At 69.7% G+C, this 19,854-nt stretch carries 19 protein-coding genes; 12 read left to right on the top strand and 7 right to left on the bottom strand.

Annotation, left to right across the window (positions count from 1 at the left end; all coding sequences use genetic code 11):
- Positions 1-12: 12 nt before the first annotated feature.
- On the bottom strand, positions 13-1,080 hold the full coding sequence (locus CFB82_RS28040) for an ABC transporter substrate-binding protein (protein ID WP_069251195.1): 1,068 nt from the start codon (positions 1,078-1,080) through the stop codon (positions 13-15).
- An 861-nt stretch (positions 1,081-1,941) separates the two neighbouring features.
- Between CFB82_RS28040 and CFB82_RS28035 the strand changes: the two genes are divergently transcribed.
- From CFB82_RS28035 to CFB82_RS27980, 12 genes are all read left to right on the top strand, one after another.
- Complete coding sequence (locus CFB82_RS28035; RefSeq protein WP_069251196.1) at positions 1,942-2,124, top strand: Flp family type IVb pilin; 183 nt, start codon at positions 1,942-1,944, stop codon at positions 2,122-2,124.
- An 88-nt stretch (positions 2,125-2,212) separates the two neighbouring features.
- Positions 2,213-2,686 carry an A24 family peptidase gene (locus tag CFB82_RS28030; RefSeq protein ID WP_089486149.1) on the top strand — a complete coding sequence of 158 codons (474 nt, stop codon included), beginning with the start codon at positions 2,213-2,215 and terminating at the stop codon, positions 2,684-2,686.
- A gap of 20 nt (positions 2,687-2,706) precedes the next feature.
- On the top strand, positions 2,707-3,735 hold the full coding sequence (cpaB, locus tag CFB82_RS28025) for a Flp pilus assembly protein CpaB (RefSeq protein WP_069251198.1): 1,029 nt from the start codon (positions 2,707-2,709) through the stop codon (positions 3,733-3,735).
- 63 nt (positions 3,736-3,798) lie between these two features.
- A complete protein-coding gene (locus CFB82_RS28020; protein WP_373558854.1) occupies positions 3,799-5,169 on the top strand; it encodes a type II and III secretion system protein family protein in 1,371 nt (456 codons plus the stop codon).
- A 15-nt stretch (positions 5,170-5,184) separates the two neighbouring features.
- On the top strand, positions 5,185-5,565 hold the full coding sequence (locus CFB82_RS28015) for a CpaD family pilus assembly lipoprotein (protein ID WP_089486147.1): 381 nt from the start codon (positions 5,185-5,187) through the stop codon (positions 5,563-5,565).
- A gap of 21 nt (positions 5,566-5,586) precedes the next feature.
- Positions 5,587-6,810, top strand: a complete 1,224-nt coding sequence (locus CFB82_RS28010) for an AAA family ATPase (RefSeq protein ID WP_089486146.1) — start codon at positions 5,587-5,589, stop codon at positions 6,808-6,810.
- Positions 6,807-8,240: a CpaF family protein gene (locus CFB82_RS28005; protein ID WP_089486145.1), complete on the top strand. Its 1,434-nt coding sequence runs from the start codon at positions 6,807-6,809 to the stop codon at positions 8,238-8,240. The genes CFB82_RS28010 and CFB82_RS28005 overlap by 4 nt, the downstream gene beginning before the upstream one ends.
- Positions 8,237-9,214: a type II secretion system F family protein gene (locus tag CFB82_RS28000; RefSeq protein WP_089486144.1), complete on the top strand. Its 978-nt coding sequence runs from the start codon at positions 8,237-8,239 to the stop codon at positions 9,212-9,214. The genes CFB82_RS28005 and CFB82_RS28000 overlap by 4 nt, the downstream gene beginning before the upstream one ends.
- Positions 9,211-10,155, top strand: a complete 945-nt coding sequence (locus tag CFB82_RS27995; protein ID WP_089486143.1) for a type II secretion system F family protein — start codon at positions 9,211-9,213, stop codon at positions 10,153-10,155. Before CFB82_RS28000 ends, CFB82_RS27995 begins: the two co-directional genes overlap by 4 nt.
- Positions 10,152-11,036, top strand: a complete 885-nt coding sequence (locus tag CFB82_RS27990; RefSeq protein ID WP_089486142.1) for a tetratricopeptide repeat protein — start codon at positions 10,152-10,154, stop codon at positions 11,034-11,036. Before CFB82_RS27995 ends, CFB82_RS27990 begins: the two co-directional genes overlap by 4 nt.
- Complete coding sequence (locus CFB82_RS27985) at positions 11,033-11,461, top strand: TadE/TadG family type IV pilus assembly protein (protein WP_046549839.1); 429 nt, start codon at positions 11,033-11,035, stop codon at positions 11,459-11,461. The genes CFB82_RS27990 and CFB82_RS27985 overlap by 4 nt, the downstream gene beginning before the upstream one ends.
- Positions 11,454-12,494: a TadG family pilus assembly protein gene (locus CFB82_RS27980; RefSeq protein ID WP_089486141.1), complete on the top strand. Its 1,041-nt coding sequence runs from the start codon at positions 11,454-11,456 to the stop codon at positions 12,492-12,494. Before CFB82_RS27985 ends, CFB82_RS27980 begins: the two co-directional genes overlap by 8 nt.
- Here the strand turns inward: CFB82_RS27980 and CFB82_RS27975 are convergent.
- From CFB82_RS27975 to CFB82_RS27950, 6 genes are all read right to left on the bottom strand, one after another.
- Complete coding sequence (locus CFB82_RS27975) at positions 12,467-13,720, bottom strand: glycosyltransferase family 87 protein (protein WP_089486140.1); 1,254 nt, start codon at positions 13,718-13,720, stop codon at positions 12,467-12,469. The genes CFB82_RS27980 and CFB82_RS27975 overlap by 28 nt on opposite strands.
- A gap of 15 nt (positions 13,721-13,735) precedes the next feature.
- Complete coding sequence (locus CFB82_RS27970) at positions 13,736-14,815, bottom strand: glycosyltransferase family 2 protein (protein WP_089486139.1); 1,080 nt, start codon at positions 14,813-14,815, stop codon at positions 13,736-13,738.
- Positions 14,816-15,088: 273 nt separating this feature from the next.
- Positions 15,089-16,351 carry a glycosyltransferase family 87 protein gene (locus tag CFB82_RS27965; protein ID WP_089486138.1) on the bottom strand — a complete coding sequence of 421 codons (1,263 nt, stop codon included), beginning with the start codon at positions 16,349-16,351 and terminating at the stop codon, positions 15,089-15,091.
- A 6-nt stretch (positions 16,352-16,357) separates the two neighbouring features.
- Positions 16,358-17,455 (bottom strand): glycosyltransferase family 2 protein, encoded by a 1,098-nt coding sequence (locus tag CFB82_RS27960; RefSeq protein ID WP_089486137.1) that lies wholly within the window; start codon positions 17,453-17,455, stop codon positions 16,358-16,360.
- Positions 17,456-17,735: 280 nt separating this feature from the next.
- Complete coding sequence (locus CFB82_RS27955) at positions 17,736-18,722, bottom strand: ABC transporter substrate-binding protein (protein ID WP_089486136.1); 987 nt, start codon at positions 18,720-18,722, stop codon at positions 17,736-17,738.
- Between the two features lie 157 nt (positions 18,723-18,879).
- Positions 18,880-19,758, bottom strand: a complete 879-nt coding sequence (locus tag CFB82_RS27950; RefSeq protein WP_089486135.1) for a LysR family transcriptional regulator — start codon at positions 19,756-19,758, stop codon at positions 18,880-18,882.
- Between the last annotated feature and the right edge of the window lie 96 nt (positions 19,759-19,854).

Below are 19,854 nucleotides of genomic sequence, written 5' to 3'. Positions count from 1 at the left end.
GGCAGGTCCGGGTCAGGAAAGGGGCTTGCCGGCCGCGTCGTAGCGTGGCCAGTAGCTTTCGAGCTTCAGCGTGCGCAGCGCATTGTCGAGATACTTCGGCTCGAACCAGCCATCGACGTCGACCGGCTGACGGATCAGCTTCAGTGCCAGCGCATCCTGCGCGACGGACTTGTAGCGCGCGACGACGAACGGATCGATCAACGGCGACAGGCGATCCTTCAGGCGCTGGTTCGCATAGTCGGCCTGCCACGACGACACCGGCACGCCGCTTTTCGCCCACAGCTTGAACAGCGCATCGCGATTCGCTTCATCGGACGACCATTGCGCGCCCTTCACGACTGCGGTGACGACGCGCTGCACGATGTCCGGATGCGCGCGCTCGAAATCGTCGAGCACGAGCAGGTGGGTCTGGCGCGTGAGCTGCGGACCGTCGTTCTGCGACTCGTAGATGATCTTCGCGAGCCCCGCGTCGCGCAGCTTGTACAGCTGGTAGTCGCCCACCGACGCGTCGATGCCCTTCGACGCGAGCGCGGCGAGCGAACTCGCGGCGTCGAGATTGATCACGCGCAGGTCGCGTTCGCCGAGGCCGTTCTTCGCGAGCGCGTTGTCGGCGACGAGCTGCAGGTTCGTGCCGCGGAAGATCGACACGCGGCGGTCCTTCAGGTCCTTGATCGAGCGGATCGGGGAGTCGGGCGGCACCGCGATCTTGACGCCCGAGCGCACGCTCGCGGCGAGCAGCAGGCGCGTCTTGATCCCGTTCGCCCGGGCGAGCACGGCGGGCAGGTCGCCCTGGTACGCGAAGTCGAGCGCCTTGTTGGCGATCGCCTCGTTGACGGCCGGCCCTGCGCCCTTGAAGAACAGCCACTGCACCTTGATGCCGTCGGCCGCGAACTCCTTTTCGACCAGCTGCTGCAACTGCGCGGTGGCCGCGCTGGATCCGCCGAACGTCGGCGGATCGCCGGCGCCTTGCTGGGCGACACCGATGCGGATGGTGGCGGGCTTGTCGGCGTGCGCGGCGGCGGCCGGCAACGCAAAGAGGGACGCGATCAGCAGCGAGCGAAGCAGGCGCAATGGAAGCATGAATCGATGGTTCCGGAACGTTGGGGGGAAGCGAAGCCGGGCCTCAGCCCGTCGGCGCATTCTCGATGACGTGCCAGGGCTGGACAAGAAACGATTTGAACTATGCTTATCGCCGTTTTTCGGGTTGGTGCGCCGGGCGATTCGTTCCATCCGGATGAGAACGGCATTCACATGCAACTGACATTCAATCAGGATTCCAATCAAGTCGAATGAAGCTGGAAGCGGAATCGTGAAATTGCCGGTTGGAAAGTCGCGATGAAGACGCGCGTGGATTCGCGCGAAGATCATTTGCCGAATCCGGGCGGAAAAACGGGGGCAGGTGGTCGGGGGAGATGTGATGCGAGGCCGTCGTGCATGCCGGGACGGCCGGCCGGGCGTGGCAAGACGGCCGCATGCGGATCGGCCCGGCATGCCGATAAATCGAATGGAAACCGGGGCGATCATTCACGCGCTGCAGCAGTCGGCATGCTCGTTCCGATCGGCGAACCCTTCGCTGTCACGCGAGAAAAAATGACCGGAAATGCACGACATGGATTTCATCGTTGCAGGATGAAATCCATAAATGCATTCCGACGCCAAATAATTTGAATTCGCCTGAAAAATTGTCTATACCCTAGACGAATCAGCGCGGTTGCATCGTGCGGGAAGACCGCACCACCGATGCAGGCACGCAACGATCGAAGATGTCGTTGCACGCCGCGTGTTGCAGTAATCGAGAGAGGATTCCGGGGGATGCGGGCGGCCTCGTGCCAGGGTCGCGCGCATGGATCGCCATGGGCGGATGCCCTGCGCAACCACCGGAGCAACGGAGCATCTTTGCGTTCAACGGTCGGTCACCGGCCCCGTTACACGGAGGTTGCCATGCTGCAATACGTCAAATCCCTGCTGCGTGACGAACGTGGCGTCAGTTCGCTCGAATACGCCGTGCTGGCGGGCATCGTCGTGGTCGCGCTCGCGGCGGTCGGCGTGATCCTCAGCAGCAACGCCGGCGGCTTGCCGAGCGTGTTCACGACGCTGATCAACAAGGTGACGAGCCTGATCTGATCCCCTGAACCCGAGCGCCACCGACGAACACCGGGATCCGCAGCGGTAGAACGTATCCGGCCGGGGCGTGTCGACGGACGGCTCTCCCATGCTCATGCTCGTGCAGTCGGTGGCCACGGTCTTGCTGGCCTCGCTCGCCGCGCAGGATCTGCGCGACCGGCGCCTGTCCAATCGCGCGGTGCTCGCGTTCGCGGCGCTGTATTTCGTCGCGGCGGCGCTCGCGCGCGACGGGTTCGCGCCGCTGGCCGGCCATGTCGCGACCGGTGCGGCGATGCTGCTGCTGTTCGGCGGCATGCGCCATGCGGGCTGGATCGGCGGAGGTGACGTCAAGCTGGCGGCGGCGGTATTCCTGTGGGCCGGCCCGTCGCTGGCGTTGCCGGTCCTGACGGGCGTCGGCGCGGGCGGTGCGCTGTGCGGCGTCGCGTTGCTGGCGGCGCGGCCGCGACGCGCAGCCTCGGTTCGCGCGGTCGCCGCGCGCGGCGTGCCGTACGGCGTTGCGCTCGCGCTCGGCGGCACGCTGGCCGTCTGGGCGTCGTTTCCACACACGGTTTCGCTGACCTAGCCGGGGGGACGCACGCCGCCATGCCCAAACCGCTGAGACTGGCCGTGCTCGTCGTTGCCGCCGGCATCGGTGCGTTCATCCTGCGCGAGCTGTACGTCGCCGCGTCGACGCCGTCGGTGCCCGCCGAAACGGATCAGGCGCGCGTGCGGGTCGCCGCCGCCGACCTGCCGGAAGGGCTGCTGCTGCGCGACAACGATCTGGCGTGGAAGCGCATGCCGCGCGCGCAGGTGCCGGCTGGCGCGTTCGTCGAGTCGCAGCCGGGCGCGGACCTGAAGGGCGCGCTGCTGCGCAACCACGTCGGCGCCGGCGCACCGATTCGCGTCGAGAACGTGATACCGGCCGGTGCGCCGGATTTTCTCGCGGCGGCGCTGCAGCCCGGCATGCGCGCGATCTCGGTGCCGGTCGACGACGTGTCGGGCAACGCGGGGCTGATCCAGCCGGGCGACTTCGTCGACGTGTTGCTGACGCAGCAGATCGGCGGCTCGGCGACGTCGCCCGGCACGTTCGAAGCGGAGACCGTGGTGCGGCGCGCGCGCGTGCTCGCGGTCGGCTCCGAATTCCAGCGCGCGAAGGCGCCCGCGAGCGCGCCGGACGCGACGGCCCGCGCCCGCACGGTCACGCTCGAGGTCGCGCCGCGCACCGCGCAGGTCGTGCTGGTGGCGACCCGCCTCGGCTCGCTGTCGCTCGCGCTGCGCAGCTTCGCGACGAGCGACCGGCGGCAGCCGGCAGGCGGCGACGCGCAGGAGCCCGATACGCAGCCCGTGTGGGCCGGCGACGTGTCGCGCGCGGCCCGCGAGGCCGCACGCGAACCGTCCGCCCGGCCGGAGTCGGGCGCGCGGCCGGCGTGGCGGAGCAACGCGGTCGTGATCTATCGCGGTTCGTCGGTCGACGACGGATCGCGTGGCGGCGGCACCGGCACGCCGGGCCTGCCGCCGTTGCCGGCCGGGCTGCCGGCCTGGCCGGCGATGCCCGCGACGCCCACGACGACGGGCGGCGCCAATGTCGCGGCGGAGGCCACTGCGCAGCCGCCGGCCGTGGCGGCGCAGTGACGGATTGACGATTCGGGCCGGCCGCCCGGCGGCCGGCATTTGACGGGAACACGCATGGTGCGCATGGTTCGTTGGATCGCTTTCGGGTGCCTGGCCTGCATCGTCGCGTCCGGGGGCGTGCTGGCGCAGGTCGCACGCGCGCCGGACGCGGGCGCGGCGCTGTCGATCGCGACCGGCAAGGGAGAACTGCTGTCGCTGCCCGAACCCGCGGCCGCGATGTTCGTTGCCGATCCGTCCATCGCGGACATCCAGGTGCCGTCCCCGCGCACCGTGTTCGTGTTCGGCAAGAAGGCGGGCACGACCACGCTGATCGCGCTCGGCGCGAACCATCGCCCGATCCTGCGCAAGACGGTGATCGTGCAGGTCGACACGGCGTCGCTGCAGGGCGTGCTCGACAGCCGCTTTCCGCAGCTGAAGCTGTCGGTGTCCGGCGCGCCGGGCTCGCTGATGGTGTCGGGCAAGGTGCCGAGCGCGGCCGACGCGGACGCCGTGATGCAGTCGCTCACGCCGTACCTGCACGACAAGGAAAAGATCGTGAACCGGCTCACGCTGTCGCGCCCGATCCAGGTGAACCTGCGCGTGCGGGTGACCGAGGTGAGCCGCAACGTCACGCAGCAGCTCGGCATCAACTGGAGCTCGCTGGGCGCTGCCGGCAACTTCGTCGGCGGGCTGTTCAACGGACGCACGCTGTTCGACCCGACGAACGGCCTGTTCAACCTGTCGCCGACGGGCGCCTTCTCGGTGCTCGGCGGATTCCGCGCGGGGCGCTGGTCGATCGACGTCGTGCTCGACGCACTCGACCAGGAGGGCTTGATCACGATGCTCGCCGAACCGAACCTCACCGCGATGTCCGGCGAGACGGCGAGCTTCCTCGCGGGCGGCGAGATTCCGATCCCGGTCGCGCAGACCGGCAACACGGGGGTGATCACGGTCGAGTACAAGCCGTTCGGCGTGTCGCTCGATTTCACGCCGACCGTGCTCACCGACAACCGCATCAGCCTCAAGGTGCGGCCGGAAGTCAGCGAGGTCGATGCGAGCAACAGCGTGACGACGGGCAGCATCAAGGTGCCGGCACTCACGGTGCGGCGCGTCGAGACGACGGTCGAGCTGTCGAGCGGGCAGAGCTTCGCGATCGGCGGGCTGCTGCAGAGCCAGACGGCCGACACCGTGTCGCAGATTCCGGGGCTCGGCCGGCTGCCGATCATCGGCCGGCTGTTTTCGTCGAAGAACTTCCAGGACAACAAGACCGAGGTGGTCGTGATCGTCACGCCGTACATCGTGCAGCCGACCGGGCCCGGCCAGCTCGAGCAGGCAATCGACACCGTCGCGCGGCCGAGCAGCGACCTAGAGTTCGCGGTGCAGCGCAACCTCGGGCTCGACCTGCTGTCGGGCGACACGCCGCGCCTCGTCGGCGCCGCGGGCTTCGTGTACTGAACCGGAGGAGCGCGCATGCGAACCCGATCGACCGTTGCCGCACTGCTGCCGCTGGTGCTCGCGGGCTGCCTGTCGGCGCCGCCGCCGGTCAACCTGCCCGATGCGCGGGCGATCGGCTTCGACGGCGCGCACGCGGTGGCGCCTGATTGCGCGAAGCTGATGCAGCCGTCGCATCTCGTCGACGCGGGGTTCGCGCGGCCCGGCGTGCCGTTCGGCTGCGCGACCTATTCGAATCTCGCGGCGATGCTCGCGCGGCCCGAGGATCTCGTCGCGCCCGTGCCGTACGGCGGCGCGGATGCGCAGACGGCAGCCGACGCGGTGCGCCGCTACGTCGAGGATCGCGTGAAGCAGCCGACGCCAGGCAAGACGCTGACGACCGGCTCGCCCAGCCATTGACCGGACCCGGATGCCATCACGATGCCGCCCATGAACCTCCTCGACCGTCAGCAAACCCGGCGCGCCGCGTCCGCGGGCGCGGCCGATCTCGTCGCGGTCGTCGCCGATTCGGGCAGCGAGGACGTGATACGCCGCGTCACGCAGGAGCTGGCGATCACGCGCACCCACCTGCAGCCTGGCACCTGCGACGATGCGATCCGGTTGCTGCAGCAGTACGAGCGTTCGCCGCGCCAGCTCGTCATCGACGTGTCGGATTCGGTGTTGCCGGTATCGGACATGATGCGGCTCGCCGACGTGTGCGACCCGTCGGTGCGCGTCATCGCGATCGGCACGCAGAACGACGTCGGGCTGTTTCGCAACCTGCTCGGCATCGGCGTGCAGGACTACATCGTCAAGCCGCTGACCGTCGAGTTGATGCGGCGTGCGCTGACCGCGACGGAATCGGTCGTGCAGGTGCGCACCGGCAAGGTCGTGAGCTTCGTCGGCGCGCGCGGCGGCGTCGGCGCGACCACGATCACGGTGAGCCTCGCGCGCTTCCTGGCGAGCGAGAAGCGCCGCCGGGTCGCCTACGTCGATCTGAACCTGCATGGCGGCGGCGCGAATTCGATGCTCGGGCTGTCCAGCAACAACGGGCTGATCGAATTGCTGAACATGGGGCAGCGTCCCGACGACGCATTGTTCGAGCGCATGTTCGTGACGAAGGGCGACCGGTTGCACGTCCTCTCCGCCGAGCTGGCCTACGGCGCCGACGTCCCGTTGGGCGACCAGGCCGTCGCGCGTCTGGTCGACATGCTGAAGGACCGCTTCCACTACGTGCTGTTCGACGTCGGCCGCGGCGCCGGCAAGCTGCTCGAGGACGCGCTCGTGGCGTCCGATCTCGTCCATGTCGTGGTCGACCGTTCGGTGCTCGCCGCGTACGAAGCCGCGCGGATCGTGCGCTTCGTGCGGGAACTGCCCGGCGAGCGGCTGCTGTCGATGGTGCTGAACAATCCGCTCGCACCGGTCGCGGGCCGCGTCGAACCGGTCGATTTCGAGGACGCATTCGGCGGCGCGAAGCTGCACGAGCTGCCGCACGAGCCGCAGACGCTCGCCGTCGCGGAGAACCTCGGCGAGCCGATCGAAGGCGCGAAGCGCAACGGCTTCCTGGACCAGATCCGGCAGCTCGCGAACGGCATCACCGGCGAGCCGATGGTCGTCGCCGAGCCGTGGTATGCGCGGCTCGTCAAGTGGAGGAAGGGAACGTGACGTTCGGCACCCGTAACCGGCCGCCGGCGGATCCCGCGCCGGCCGAGCCACAGGCCGCGACGCCCGCCGTGGCGCGCGAGGCCGCGCCATCGGCCTCGGCCCCGATCGCGGCGGACACGCCTGCACCGGCTCCGGCGCGCGCATCCGTGGCGGCCGACACCCACGAGGCGCTGATCCGGTCGAGCAAGTTCGACGCGATCCGCAGCGCGGTGTTCGCGTCGATGAACATGTCGGCGGCGTTGATGAAGACGCGCGACGAAGTGCGCGCGGGCATCGAGCAGGTGGCCGCGCACACGGTCGAGCGCGAGCGCCTGAAGATCACGGCCGGCGAGCAGGTGCTGATCGTCGATGCGATCCTGAACGACATGTTCGGCGTCGGGCCGATCGAGCCGCTGCTCGCCGACGATACGGTCACCGACATCCTCGTCAACGGGCCCGACCAGGTCTACGTCGAGCGCGCGGGCCGGCTCGAGCTCACGTCGCTGAAGTTCCGCGACGACGCGCACGTGGCGAGCGTCGCGCAGCGGATCGCGGCGGCGGTGGGGCGCCGGGTCGACGAGAGCAGCCCGATGGTCGATGCGCGGCTCGCCGACGGCAGCCGCGTGAACGTCGTGCTGCCGCCGATCGCGATGCGCGGCCCGTCGATCTCGATCCGCAAGTTCGCGAAGCGCGACATCACGCTCGCGCGGATGGCGCAGCAGGGCAACATCTCGCATCCGATGCTGCAGGTGCTCAAGGTCGCATGCGCGTGCCGGCTGAACATCGTGATCTCGGGCGGCACCGGCTCGGGCAAGACGACGCTGCTCAACGCGCTGTCGCAGCACATCGAGCAGCACGAGCGGATCGTGACGATCGAGGATGCGGCCGAGCTGCAGTTGCTGCAGCCGCACGTCGTGAGCCTCGAGACGCGGCCGGAGAATACCGAAGGGCTCGGCGGGATCTCGCAGCGCGATCTCGTGCGCAACGCGCTGCGCATGCGGCCCGACCGCATCATCCTCGGCGAGATTCGCGGCCCCGAGGCGTTCGACGTGCTGCAGGCGATGAACACGGGGCACGACGGCTCGATGACGACGATCCACGCGAATTCGCCGCGCGATGCGATCAGCCGGCTCGAGAGCATGGTCATGATGGCGAACGCGAACCTGCAGCTGCTGTCGATTCGGCGCCAGATCGCGAGCGCCGTGCACCTGTTCGTGCAGATCGAGCGGATGCGCGACGGCGTGCGGCGCGTCACGCGGATCACCGAGATCGTCGGGATGGAAGGCGAGGTGGTGATCACCCAGGACCTGTTCGCGTTCCGCCAGGAAGGCGACACGACGCGCGACGCGGTGAAGGGCGTGTTCGAGGCGTCGCCCTTGCGGCCGGGATTCGCGGCGCGCGCCGCGTATTACGGCGTCGAGGATGCGCTCGCCGAGGTGTTCCGGCAATGAGGGCCGCCGACCTGTTCGCGGTGGGCGCGTTCGTGATGATCCTCGCGGTCGGGCTCGTGCTGTCGTCGTGGTTCGATCGCGCGAGCCGCACGCCGGCCCAGCGCATCCGCGCGCGGATGCGCCGGCTGTCGCCGTCGCTCGCCGGGCGCGACGGGCTCGCATCCGCCACGCCCGGGGTCGCGCTGTTCAACCTCGAGCGCCGCCAGGGCCGCCTGCGCGCGTGGCTGCAGCGCCGCGTGACGCGCGTGCGCGCGGTCGGCGGCAAGGGCGGCGTGAGGATCGTCGTCGCGAGCACGATCGCCGGCGCGATCGTCGCGATCGTCGCGGTGAAGCTGATCGGGCCGCCGGACTTCCTGCGTCCGCTGATCTACGTCGGGTTGCCGCTGGTCGCGATGCGTGCGAGCTACCGTGCGTTGGTGGAGCGCTTCCGGATTCGCTTTCTCGAAGCGTTCCCGGACGCGATCGACATGATCGTGCGGGCCGTGCGCGCGGGCATTCCGGTCACGCAGGCGATCAGCATGGTCGGCGACGGCGCGGCCGAGCCGGTGCGCGCGACGTTCCGCTCGATGGGCGACAGCCTGCGCGTCGGCGCGGATCTCAAGGACGTGCTGACGCACGCGGCGGACCGGCTGATGATTGCGGACTTCTCGTTCTTCACCGTCTACCTGCTGCTGCAGCGCGAGACCGGCGGCAGCCTCGGCGAAACGCTCGACGAGCTGTCGAGCATCATCCGCACGCGTCGCGACATCCGCCTGAAGACCCGCGCGCTGACTGCCGAAGGGCGCGTCACGACGAACATCATTTCGGCGGTGCCGTTCGTGATGATCGGCGTGCTGTTTCTCGTGAACCGCGAGTACGTGATGCTGCTGTTCACGACGCACCCGGGACACACGATGCTGACGATCGCGGCCGGGTTGCTGACGGTCGGCCTGCTGGTGATCCGCAAGATCTCGAAACTGGATACTGCACGATGACGATGTCGATACTGGCCGCCCGCGGCCTCGAGTTGCTGTTGTTGCTCGGCTGTGTCGCGGTGGCGCTCGCCACGCCCGGCGGCGGCACGCGCCAGCGGATCGCGGTGCGCGTGCGGCAGGCTGCCGGGCAGCATCCGCCCGCATCGATGGCGGGATGGCTGCAGCCGGGCGGCGTCCGCCTGGACCTGACCCGCCGGCTCGCGCAGCTCGGCGAACGGTTGCCGGTGCTCGACCCGATGCAGCGCGTGAAGCTCGGCCTGCAGCTGACGCGCGCGGGCTTTCGCGAGCGCCGCGCGGCGTCGGTGATGATCGGGATCAAGCTGAGCTGCGGCGTGCTGTTCGCGTGCGGCGCGATCGTGTTCAGCCCGCTGATTCCGCGCTTCGGCGAATACTTCGTGATCCGCGCGCTGGCGATGATCGCCGCCTTCGTGATCGGCGTGATCGTGCCGGAATACGTGCTCGGCGTGATGATCCGCCGGCGGCGGCGGATCATCGCCACGTGCTTTCCCGATGCGCTGGACCTGCTGGTGATCTGCACGATGGCCGGCAACAGTCTCGCGTCGGGCATCCGGCGCGTCGCGCACGAACTGGTGCGCATCTGCCCGCCGCTCGCCGACGAGCTGACCGTGTGCGCGGACGAGCTGACACTGAGCGGCGACGTGTCCGCGACACTCGCGCATTTCGCGATGCGAGTCGATTTCACGTCGGCACGCTCGCTCGCGACGACGCTGACGCAGTCGCAGCGGTTCGGCACGCCGATCACGCAGGCGCTGCGCACGCTGTCGCGCACCGAGCGCACCGAGCAGATCGTCGCGCTCGAGGAACGGGCCGCGAAGCTTGCGCCGAAGATCACGCTGCCGATGATGCTGTTCATCCTGCCGACGGTCTGCCTGATCGCGGCGGGCCCGGCGGCGATTCGCCTGCTCGAGGTGTTCAGATGACACGATCCGTCGTACGCGCGTTCGCGCTCGCGGCCGTGCTGCCGGTGCTGGCCGGCTGCGGCGCGTCGGGCATCCAGACGCGGCCGGTGCTGTCGCACAAGAGCGACGATCCGCAGGCCGAACTGCGCATCGCCGACAGCGCACTGGCCGGCGGCAACGTCGATCTCGCGTCGACGCTGTACGAGAAGGTGCTCGCGAAGTATCCCGATTCGCTCGCGGCGCGCCTGGGGCTCGGCGACGTCAACTACCGCGCGGGCGACCTGGAGCGTGCGCGAATCCTGTACGACGAAGCGCAGCGGCAGGCACCGGCGGAGCTCGGCCCGCGGCTCGGGCTCGCGCGCGTCGCGTTGCGGCAGCGGCGCCTCGACGAAGCCGCGCAGCGCTATCGCGACCTGCTCGCCGCGCAGCCGAACCATCCGCTCGCGGCGGAGGGGCTCGGCACCGTGCTCGACCTGCAGGGGCGTCATGCGGATGCGCAGGTCGTGTATCGCGAGGCGCTGCGTGCGCATCCTGACGCGCAGGGGCTACGCGTCGACCTCGGGCTGTCGCTCGTGCTGAGCAATCGGCCGCGCGAAGGCGTGAACGTGCTGCTCGACGTCGCCGGGCTGCCGTCCGCGCCGTGGCAGGCGCGCCAGAACCTCGCGTTCGCGTACGGCGTGCTCGGCAACACCGATTCGGCGAAGAAGCTGCTGTCCGCGGAGTTGCCCGCGTCGGCGGTGGCCGACAACCTGCGCTTCTACCAGGCGGTGCGCGCGCGGCTAGCGTCGCGCGGGGGCGCCGGGGTTGCCGGGGTTGCCGGCGGGGCGGGTAGCCCGCCGCCGCTGTCCGGCGCGGCGCTGGAGCCGGGCGTCGTCCCGCCGGATGCGGGAGCCGCAAAATGACACGCGGGGCGACGGGCGCCCGCCACGCGCGCGGCGTCGTGTCCCTCGAGTTCGTGCTGATGCTGCCGTTCCTGCTGATGGTGCTGATCGGCATCATCGATACGAGCCTGATCCTGTGCGACAAGGCCGTCATCACGAACGCGAGCCGCGAGGCGGCGCGCGCCGGCGTCATGCTGCGCGTGCCGATGCTGACCACGACGCAGATCGCCGGCATCGCGCAGAACGCGATGCAGAACAGCCTGATCACCGGCGGCACCGCGACGACACCGGCGGTGACCGTGACGCAGGCGAACGGCACGACGTCGGGCACCGCGTTGACGGTGACGGTGACCTACACGTATTCGGGGCTCGTGCTGGGGTCCGCGTTCAGCGCGCTGACCGGCCCGGTGACGGTCTCGGCGACGTCGGTGATGCTCTATGAATGACGTGACCGCCACGCAGCCCGTCGACGCCGAACGGCAGCGCGGTTCGGTCGCGCTGTTCTTCCTGCTGTTCCTGATTCCGCTGCTGTCGTTCGGCGCGCTGGCGATCGACATCGCGTGGGTGGTCACGGTGAACAACCAGTTGCAGAACGCGGCCGATGCGGCCGCGCTCGCGGGGGCCGACGCGATGATGTCGCCGAGCGGCGGCGCGGTGAACTGGTCGCAGGCGGCGCCGGCGGCGAACGGCGTGATCGCGCAGAACTCGGCGGCCGGCGCGGCGCTGTCGACCGGCACGGTGACCACCGGATACTGGAACGTGACGCGCAACCCCGCCTCCATGCAGCCGACGACCATCACGCCGGGCCAGTACGACGTGCCGGCGGTGCAGGTCACCGTGTCGCGCGCGCCCGGTGTGAACGGCGGCTCGATTCCGCTGCTGCTCGGCGGGCTGCTGGGGATCCCGGGCGCATCCGACAGCGCGACCGCCGTGGCGGTGCTGGCGGCGCCGGGCGGAGTGGGGGCGGGCGGGCTGTTTCCGGTCGCGATCGACCAGTGTGTGTACAACCAGTACTGGAACGCGGCGACCAACCAGCCGCTGATCAATCCGCTGACGGGCCAGCCGTTCGAATTCTCGATCACGAACGGCCAGGTCTACGGCCTGCTGTGCATGGGCGGACAGTGGACGTCGTTCCAGTCGACCGCGACCGACACGACGACAATGGGCGGCCTGATGACAACCGGCAATCCGACACCGCTCAACATCGGCGACACCATCAACCTCGCGACCGGCGTGAAGGCGACGCTCTACACGTCGGTGCCGATCGGCGCGACCGTGGTGCTGCCGGTCGTCACGCAGACGGCGACCAGCACCAGCGTGCCGATCGTCGCGTTCGCGCCGTTCCATATCGACGTGTCCCTCGGCGGTACGTACAAGTACATCCAGGGCCATTTCGTCGCCGGCGTGAAGATGACGGGCGTCGCGACCGGCGTCGGGCCGTACTACGGCGTCTACGTACCGCCGCGGCTCGCGTTCTGAGCCCTCGGGCCGGCGCGGCGCAGCAGCACGAGGAGCGCGAACAGCGTCACGACCGGGCCGAGCTGCGGCCCTTGCAGCCACGGGTTCAGGTATTCGACGGCCGGCAGCAGCCACATGAGCGCGATCGCGGTCTGCTCGCCGCGCAGCCAGCCGTCCTGCCAGCCGATCGCCAGCAGGCACGCGATCGCGATGCCGAGCCAGGCGAGCTCGTAGTGCCACACGTACGGGTTCGCCGCGAGCGTGGCGACCGCCAGCACCGCCGCGCGCAAGCGGACGTCGCGTGACCGCATCCACACGATGCAGGCGGCGGCGATCGCCAGCGCCGCGATGCACGCTTGCGCGGCATACGCGGCGCCAGGCGGCAGGCCCGCGAGGCGGAACGCGGCGAACGGCGCCGGCGACGCGAGCCAGAACACGATGCCTTGCTCGAGGAGGAGCGTGCGCGCGAGCGCCGTGCCGGCGACGAACAGGCGTAGCGATTCGACGCCGCAGATCAGGACGCTCAACGCGGCGAACGCGGCGGTGGCGAGCGCGGCCCACGCGATCGTGCGCCAGGCGCGCGTGGCGACCAGCACGAACGGGAACAGCAGCGCCATCTGAGGCTTGGCCGACAGCAGGCCGATGCAGAGGCCGGCCCACATCGGCCGACGGTCGGCCCAGCAGACGGCCAGCGCCGCGCACGACGCGGTGAGGAACGCGTTCTGCCCGAACATCCCGGTGACGAACACGCACGGGGCGGCGAGCAGCGCGAACGCGCCGATGCGCCGCAAGCCGGGCGTCGCGCCGAGCCCCGATACGCGCGATGAGGCGAATCCGAACACCACGACGCCGAACGCGACGAACAGCGGGTAGCCGACTGCGTACGGCAGCAGCGCCAGCGGCGTCACGAGCAGCAGGTTGGTGGGCGGGTACAGCCACGCGACGAGGTCTTCGCGGCGGAACTGCGGGAACAGGTCGGCTGCCAGCCGCGAGAAGGTCGGCAGGTCGTACGCTTGCCAGGGTGAGCCATGCAGCATCACGTACGACGCCGACCAGAACACCGCGTAGTCGGGGCCCGGGCGCGACGGCGCGGTGGCGGGCGCGTGACGGACGACGGCTACCCAGATCGCGACGAACAGCGCATAGCATGCGAGCGCGACCGCGCTGTACGCAACGACGCGCCGGGGTGTCAGCCATGCTCGGACGGCAGGGGCCGCCGATCGTATCGCTTGTCGGGGGAGATCCATGCGTCGTGCGCGCGGTTACTTGACGGACGCTTTCCGCGCGGCGCCGTGGCCGGCGGCCGTGGGCTGCGCCGTCCGGCGGCGGGCCGCGTGCGTGCGCTTGAGCGGAAACTGCAGCAGCTTCGATGCCGGATGCGCGGCGGTGTCCCGCTGCGCGTGATAGCGCCGCCGCACGAGATAGACCGGTCGCTGCTTCGACTCGTGATAGATGCGGCCGAGATATTCGCCGATCACGCCGATGCCGATCAGCTGGATGCCGCCGACGAACAGCATCACGGAGATGAGCGACGCATAGCCGTGCACGGGGTTGCCGAACAGCAGCGTGCGCGTGACGATGAACGCGCCGTAGATGAACGACAGCGCGGCGAACGCGAGGCCGATGTAGGTCCACACGCGCAGCGGCACGGTGCTGAAGCTGGTGATGCCTTCGAGCGCGAAGTTCCAGCGGCGCCATCCGGAGAATTTGGAACGGCCGCCGCTGCGCGGCGCACGCGTGTATTCGATGAGCTCGATGCGATAGCCGACCCACGCGAACAGGCCTTTCATGAAGCGCCGCCGCTCGGGCAGTGCGCGCAGCGCGTCGACGACCTGGCGATCCATCAACCGGAAATCGCCGACGTTTTCGGGCATCTCGACTTCGGAGAGATGGTTGTGTACGCGGTAGTAGAGCGCGGCGGCCACGCGCTGCATCAGCGGGTCGCACATGCGGTCGGTGCGCTTGGCGGCGACGACCTCGGCGCCGGCGAGCCAGCGTTCGACCATCGCGGGGATCAGCGCGGGCGGGTCCTGCAGGTCGGCGTCGATGAGGATCACGGCGGTGCCGGCGGCTTCGTCGATGCCGGCGGTGAGCGCGGCTTCCTTGCCGAAGCGCCGGGTGAGATCGACGATGCGCACGCGCGGGTCGCCGGCTGCGACGTCGATCAGCCTGCCGAGCGTGTCGTCACGGCTGCCGTCGTTGATGCAGACGATCTCGAAACGAACCGACTCGACCGATTCGAGGATCGGCAGCGTCGTGGCAAAGAACGCGTCGATGGCTTCTTCCTCGTCGTGGAACGGCACGACGAGCGAGACCAGTGGTTTTCTGGCATGCGCGGACATACGTCCCCCGAGTGATCCGGCCTGCGCTGCGCCGTATGGATCCGGTTGTCGTCCGCGGCAGGCCGGACGACTGGCGTTCTGAACATTGTAGGCAGGAATCGGGGATTCGTAACACGAATTGATGCCGGCGCGGCAATGCGCGCGCGGACGCCAGGTTGACTGGCTGGATGTTCAGGTCGGTGGCGTTGTGCCCGCGCGAGCGCGACCTGGTGCGCGATTGCCGGGCGTGGCCGCCGGCACGGGCAGGTGCCGGCGTGACGTGCGGCGATCGGCTCAGGGGGCGCGAACGACCGCGGCGTGCGTGCCGCGGCTCGCAAGCCGGGCGCGCCGCAACAGCACGAGCAACGCGATCGTCATCACGAGCGGCCCGACCTGCGGCAGATGCAGCCACGGATTCAGAAACTCGTACAACGGCAGCGCCCACAGGACGGCCACGAAACTTTGCTCGCCACGCAGCCAGCCGTCCTGCGAGCCGATGGCGATCAGGCAGGCGATCGGGATGCACAGCCAGGACAGTTCGTAGTGCCAGAGATAGGGATTCACGGCGAGCGTCGCGATGACCAGCATGGCACCGCGCAGCCGCGCATCCCGGTGGCGGTGCCAGACAAAGCACGCGGCCGCGATCGCGATCGCGGCGATGGCGGCTTGCCCGGCATAGGCGAGCGTCAGCGGCAGGCCGGCGAGACGAAACGCCGCGAACGGCGTCGGCGACGCAAACCAGAACGGAACGCCATGCTCGATGATCAGTGCACGCAGCGCGCCGGCGTTCTGCGTAAAGAGGTGGAGCGACTCGATGCCGCCCGTCGCGATGCCCAGCGCGGTGAAGGCGGTCGCGAACGCCGCGGCCCACGCGAAGGCGCGCCACGCGCGCGCGGCGATCAGCACGAACGGGAACAACAACGCCAGCTGCGGCTTGACCGACAGGAGTCCGATGAAGAAGCCAGCCAGCATCGGCCGCCGGTCGACGAAATGCACGGCGAGCGCCGCGCACGCCGCGGTCAGCATCGCATTCTGTCCGTACGTCGCGGTGACGATCACGCCCGGGCAGCCGAGCAGCGCGAGCCAGCCGACGCGTTTCGCACCGGGCGTCGCCGCGAGCCCCGACACGCGCCAGGCCGCTACCCCGAGCAGCACGATGCCGAGCGCGACGAACAGCGGATAGCCGATCGCATAGGGCAGCAGCGCGAAGGGGGCGACCACCAGCAGATACGTGGGGGGATACAGCCACGGCAGGAACGCATAGTGGGCCGCGGTCGGGAACAGGCCGACGAGCACCCGCGAGAACGCGGGGACGTCGTAGATCTGCCACGGCGAACCGTGGCGCATCAGATGGGACGCGGACCAGAACACCAAGAATCCCGAGCCCGGGCGGAACACGCCCGGGTCGGTCGAGTGGAAGCCGATCCGGACCAGGATCGTCATGAACAGCACGCCGGCCGTCAGCATGACCATGCTGTACAGCGCGACGCGTCCGGGCGTCAGCCAGACGCGGACAGGGCGTTCGCCGGCTTGGATCGATGAGGTGGAAATATCCATGCGGCGCTACTTGACCGACAGATTGCGCGCGGCCGCCGCGCTCGCGACGGCCGGCTGCCGTCGCCGGGCCGTGGCGACGCGCCGGACCGGAAACGGCAGCAGCTTCGTGGCGTCCGGCTGCGCGGCGTGCCGCGCCGGGTACTGGCCCACCAGGGCGTCGGCGCGGTAACGCCGCCGCACGAGATAGACCGGCCGCTGCTTGGACTCGTGATAGATGCGGCCGAGATATTCGCCGATCACGCCGATGCCGATCAGCTGGATGCCGCCGACGAACAGCATCACGGAGATGAGCGACGCATAGCCGTGCACGGGGTTGCCGAACAGCAGCGTGCGCATGACGATGAACGCGCCGTAGATGAACGACAGCGCGGCGAACGCGAGGCCGATGTAGGTCCACACGCGCAGCGGCACGGTACTGAAGCTGGTGATGCCTTCGAGCGCGAAGTTCCAGCGGCGCCATCCGGAGAATTTGGAGCGGCCGCCGCTACGCGGCGCACGCGTGTATTCGATGAGCTCGATGCGATAGCCGACCCACGCGAACAAGCCTTTCATGAAGCGCCGCCGCTCGGGCAGCGCGCGCAGCGCGTCGACGACCTGGCGATCCATCAGCCGGAAATCACCGACGTTTTCGGGCATCTCGACTTCGGAGAGATGGTTGTGTACGCGGTAGTAGAGCGCGGCGGCCACGCGCTGCATCAGCGGGTCGCACATGCGGTCGGTGCGCTTCGCGGCGACGACCTCGGCGCCGGCGAGCCAGCGTTCGACCATCGCGGGGATCAGTGCGGGCGGGTCCTGCAGGTCGGCGTCGATCAGGATCACGGCGGTGCCGGCGGCTTCGTCGATGCCGGCGGTGAGGGCGGCTTCCTTGCCGAAGCGCCGGGTGAGATCGACGATGCGCACGCGCGGGTCGCCGGCTGCGACGTCGATCAGCCTGCCGAGCGTGTCGTCGCGGCTGCCGTCGTTCACGCACACGATTTCGAAGCGTGTGGTGTCGATGGATTCGAGGATGGGAAGGGTGGTCGCGAAGAATGCCTCGATCGCTTCCGCCTCGTCGTGGAAGGGTACGACGAGCGATACCAACGGCTTTCGGGTGTGCCTGGACATATGTCCCCCCGTGAAATCCGGTCTGCGCCGCATTGTCTGGTCCGGTTGTCGCCGATCTTGCGGAAACGGGTCCGGATCGGCGCAATTCTTGTTTGTCTTCTGTTTGTAATGTCCTCGTCCGCTTGCCGCGAACGGCGGCGGCAAGCGGTCAGATCATTGTACGCACGAATGACGTGGCGGTGACAGCGGGCGCGGGTTTGCTCGGGGGCAGGGATTTCAGCGACAGGGCAGCACGCGGCGGCGCCATTCGCCGCGATGCGCACGCTCGTCGCGTCGACGTTCAGGCCGATACGCTCCGGATCGCGATCGATGCGACATCGACGCGCCGCGGCAGGATCGCGTCGGCCGCCGCGCGGTCGGCGACACGCTGCAGCACGTCGATGTCCGCGGCGCTGAGGCTGCGCTGCGCGAGCGCGGCCCGGCGCGCGATGTCGGTGGCCGCGTCGGACGGCAGGCGCGTGAGCGACGCATAGACGCTCGCATAGTCGGCCGGATGCGCGAGCGCCCATTGGCCCGCGCGGCCGAGCCGCGCCAGCACGTCGGCGAGCGCCGCGCGCTTCGCGCGATCGTCGAGGGTGTCGATCGGCGACGTCAGGAATGCCAGCCCGGAATTGATGCCGCTGCCGTCGCGGACGATGCGCGCGCCGCGCCGTACCGCATGCCCGTAGTACGGATCGAACGTCGCCCAGATGCCGATCCGCTTCGCCTCGAACGCGGCGAATGCATCGACGGGCAGCACGAAGCGCACGTCGACATCACGCGGCGCGAGGCCGTGTTCGCGCAGCGCCCCGTACAACTGGTACTGCGAGATGCTGCCGCGCGCGGACGACACGACGACGGTTTGCCCTTTCAGGTCGGCGACGGTGCGGACCGGCGAATCGGGCTGCACGACGATGCCGAGCGACGCCGGCGAGCCGACGCGCGTCGCGACGATCCGCAACGACGGGTCGCCGAGCGCGGCCGTCAGCACGGGCAGGTCGCCTGCCGGCGCGAGATCGATCGCGCCCGCGCGCTGCGCCTCGAACAGCGGCGCGGCACCCTGGAAGTTGGCCCAGCGGAACCGGTAAGGCGTGCCGTCGAGCACATGAGCGGCTTCCGCGAGCGCGCGCAGGCCGCCGGCCTGGTCGCCGAGCACGAGCGTCACGCCCGACAGGTCGGCGCCGGCCGCATGGGCGGGCCGTGCGAGGCCGCCGGCGAGCGGCGCGGCGGCGAGGGCGGCAAGACGCTGCAGCACGCGGCGGCGCGCCGGGGCGGAGGAGGGATTCATCGGCGGGAGTCCTCGGGTAATCCGCGCGCAGGCGGCGCGGCTGCCGGGCAGGTTACGGAATCGGTTTCCGGCCGACAAACATCGAATCGTGCAATGCATATTCGCGCGGCGACGGCCGGGATGGCCGCCATCGCCGCACGCGGGCTTCACGCGGGGCTTACGCGGCCGACGGAACCGTCCGCAGGAACGCGCGTACCGCCGGCGCCTTTTCGAAGCGCCGGTGCGCGAGCGCCAGTTCCGACGTGATCGGCTTGCCGGCGATCGGCCGATACACGACGCCCGGCAGCGTCACGCAGCCGGCGAGCGCATCGGGAATTACCGCAACCCAGCCGTTCACGGACACGCACGCGAGCACTGCGAGCAGGCCGCCCGGGCGGGCGGCGATCAGCGGGGCGAAGCGGCCGCGGCGCGCGACTTCGAGCGTGCCGCGCTCCTGTTCGGGTACCGCGAAGCGCGCGTCGGCGAGGTCGGCCGCGCGAATGGCCGACATCGACGCGTAGCGCGACCCGGCCGGCACGGCGGCGACGAACACGTCGCGCTGCAGCGTGACGACCCGCAGGCCGCCGGGCAGCGGCAGCGGCGGGCGCACGTACGCGAGATCGAGCCGGCCCGTGTCGAGCTGATTCGCGACGTCGTCCATCGGCACTTCGCGCAGGTTCAGTTCGATGCGCGGGTGCGCGTCACGAAACGCGCCGACGGTGCGCTGCAGCGTGCCCGAATAGACGGCCGACGACACGTAGCCGATCTCGATCCGGCCGAGTTCGCCGCGCTCGGCCAAGGCAGCGAGTTCGCGGCCGCGCTGCAGGTGCTCGACCGCGGCGCTGGCCTCGGCGAGATAGGCCTCGCCAGCCGCGCTCAGCGTGACGGCGCGGCGCGACCGGTGAAAGAGGCGCACGCCGAGCACGCGTTCGGCCTCCTGGATCTGCCGTGTGAGCGCGGGCGGCGCCATGTCGAGCGCTTCGGCCGCGCGGGCGAAGTGCAGGTGCTGCGCGACGCTCAGGAACGCGCGCACGTGGCGAAATTCGAGCCGGTCCATGATTGCAATTTTCGTCAATAAAACAGCTTCGGCGTGTCAATGACAGGCAATACGGGCCAAGCCTAGCATACGGCTCGTCGATCCTGTTCCGGAGTA

This window comes from Burkholderia sp. HI2714 (assembly GCF_002223085.1).
GTDB lineage: Bacteria > Pseudomonadota > Gammaproteobacteria > Burkholderiales > Burkholderiaceae > Burkholderia > Burkholderia lata_D.
This window is presented reverse-complemented; position numbering and strand designations above follow the sequence as displayed.

Bases quoted from the DNA above. Each gene is read 5' to 3' on its own strand.
- CFB82_RS27980 (WP_089486141.1), top strand. From the start codon at position 11,454: ATGAATGACGTGACCGCCACGCAGCCCGTCGACGCCGAACGGCAGCGC.
- CFB82_RS28000 (WP_089486144.1), top strand. From the start codon at position 8,237: ATGAGGGCCGCCGACCTGTTCGCGGTGGGCGCGTTCGTGATGATCCTC.
- CFB82_RS27955 (WP_089486136.1), bottom strand. From the start codon at position 18,722: ATGAATCCCTCCTCCGCCCCGGCGCGCCGCCGCGTGCTGCAGCGTCTT.
- CFB82_RS27985 (WP_046549839.1), top strand. From the start codon at position 11,033: ATGACACGCGGGGCGACGGGCGCCCGCCACGCGCGCGGCGTCGTGTCC.
- CFB82_RS27975 (WP_089486140.1), bottom strand. From the start codon at position 13,720: ATGGATCTCCCCCGACAAGCGATACGATCGGCGGCCCCTGCCGTCCGA.
- CFB82_RS27960 (WP_089486137.1), bottom strand. From the start codon at position 17,455: ATGTCCAGGCACACCCGAAAGCCGTTGGTATCGCTCGTCGTACCCTTC.
- CFB82_RS27995 (WP_089486143.1), top strand. From the start codon at position 9,211: ATGACGATGTCGATACTGGCCGCCCGCGGCCTCGAGTTGCTGTTGTTG.
- CFB82_RS27965 (WP_089486138.1), bottom strand. From the start codon at position 16,351: ATGGATATTTCCACCTCATCGATCCAAGCCGGCGAACGCCCTGTCCGC.
- CFB82_RS28030 (WP_089486149.1), top strand. From the start codon at position 2,213: ATGCTCATGCTCGTGCAGTCGGTGGCCACGGTCTTGCTGGCCTCGCTC.
- CFB82_RS28035 (WP_069251196.1), top strand. From the start codon at position 1,942: ATGCTGCAATACGTCAAATCCCTGCTGCGTGACGAACGTGGCGTCAGT.
- CFB82_RS27970 (WP_089486139.1), bottom strand. From the start codon at position 14,815: ATGTCCGCGCATGCCAGAAAACCACTGGTCTCGCTCGTCGTGCCGTTC.
- cpaB (WP_069251198.1), top strand. From the start codon at position 2,707: ATGCCCAAACCGCTGAGACTGGCCGTGCTCGTCGTTGCCGCCGGCATC.
- CFB82_RS27950 (WP_089486135.1), bottom strand. From the start codon at position 19,758: ATGGACCGGCTCGAATTTCGCCACGTGCGCGCGTTCCTGAGCGTCGCG.
- CFB82_RS28020 (WP_373558854.1), top strand. From the start codon at position 3,799: ATGGTTCGTTGGATCGCTTTCGGGTGCCTGGCCTGCATCGTCGCGTCC.
- CFB82_RS28015 (WP_089486147.1), top strand. From the start codon at position 5,185: ATGCGAACCCGATCGACCGTTGCCGCACTGCTGCCGCTGGTGCTCGCG.
- CFB82_RS28040 (WP_069251195.1), bottom strand. From the start codon at position 1,080: ATGCTTCCATTGCGCCTGCTTCGCTCGCTGCTGATCGCGTCCCTCTTT.
- CFB82_RS27990 (WP_089486142.1), top strand. From the start codon at position 10,152: ATGACACGATCCGTCGTACGCGCGTTCGCGCTCGCGGCCGTGCTGCCG.
- CFB82_RS28010 (WP_089486146.1), top strand. From the start codon at position 5,587: ATGCCGCCCATGAACCTCCTCGACCGTCAGCAAACCCGGCGCGCCGCG.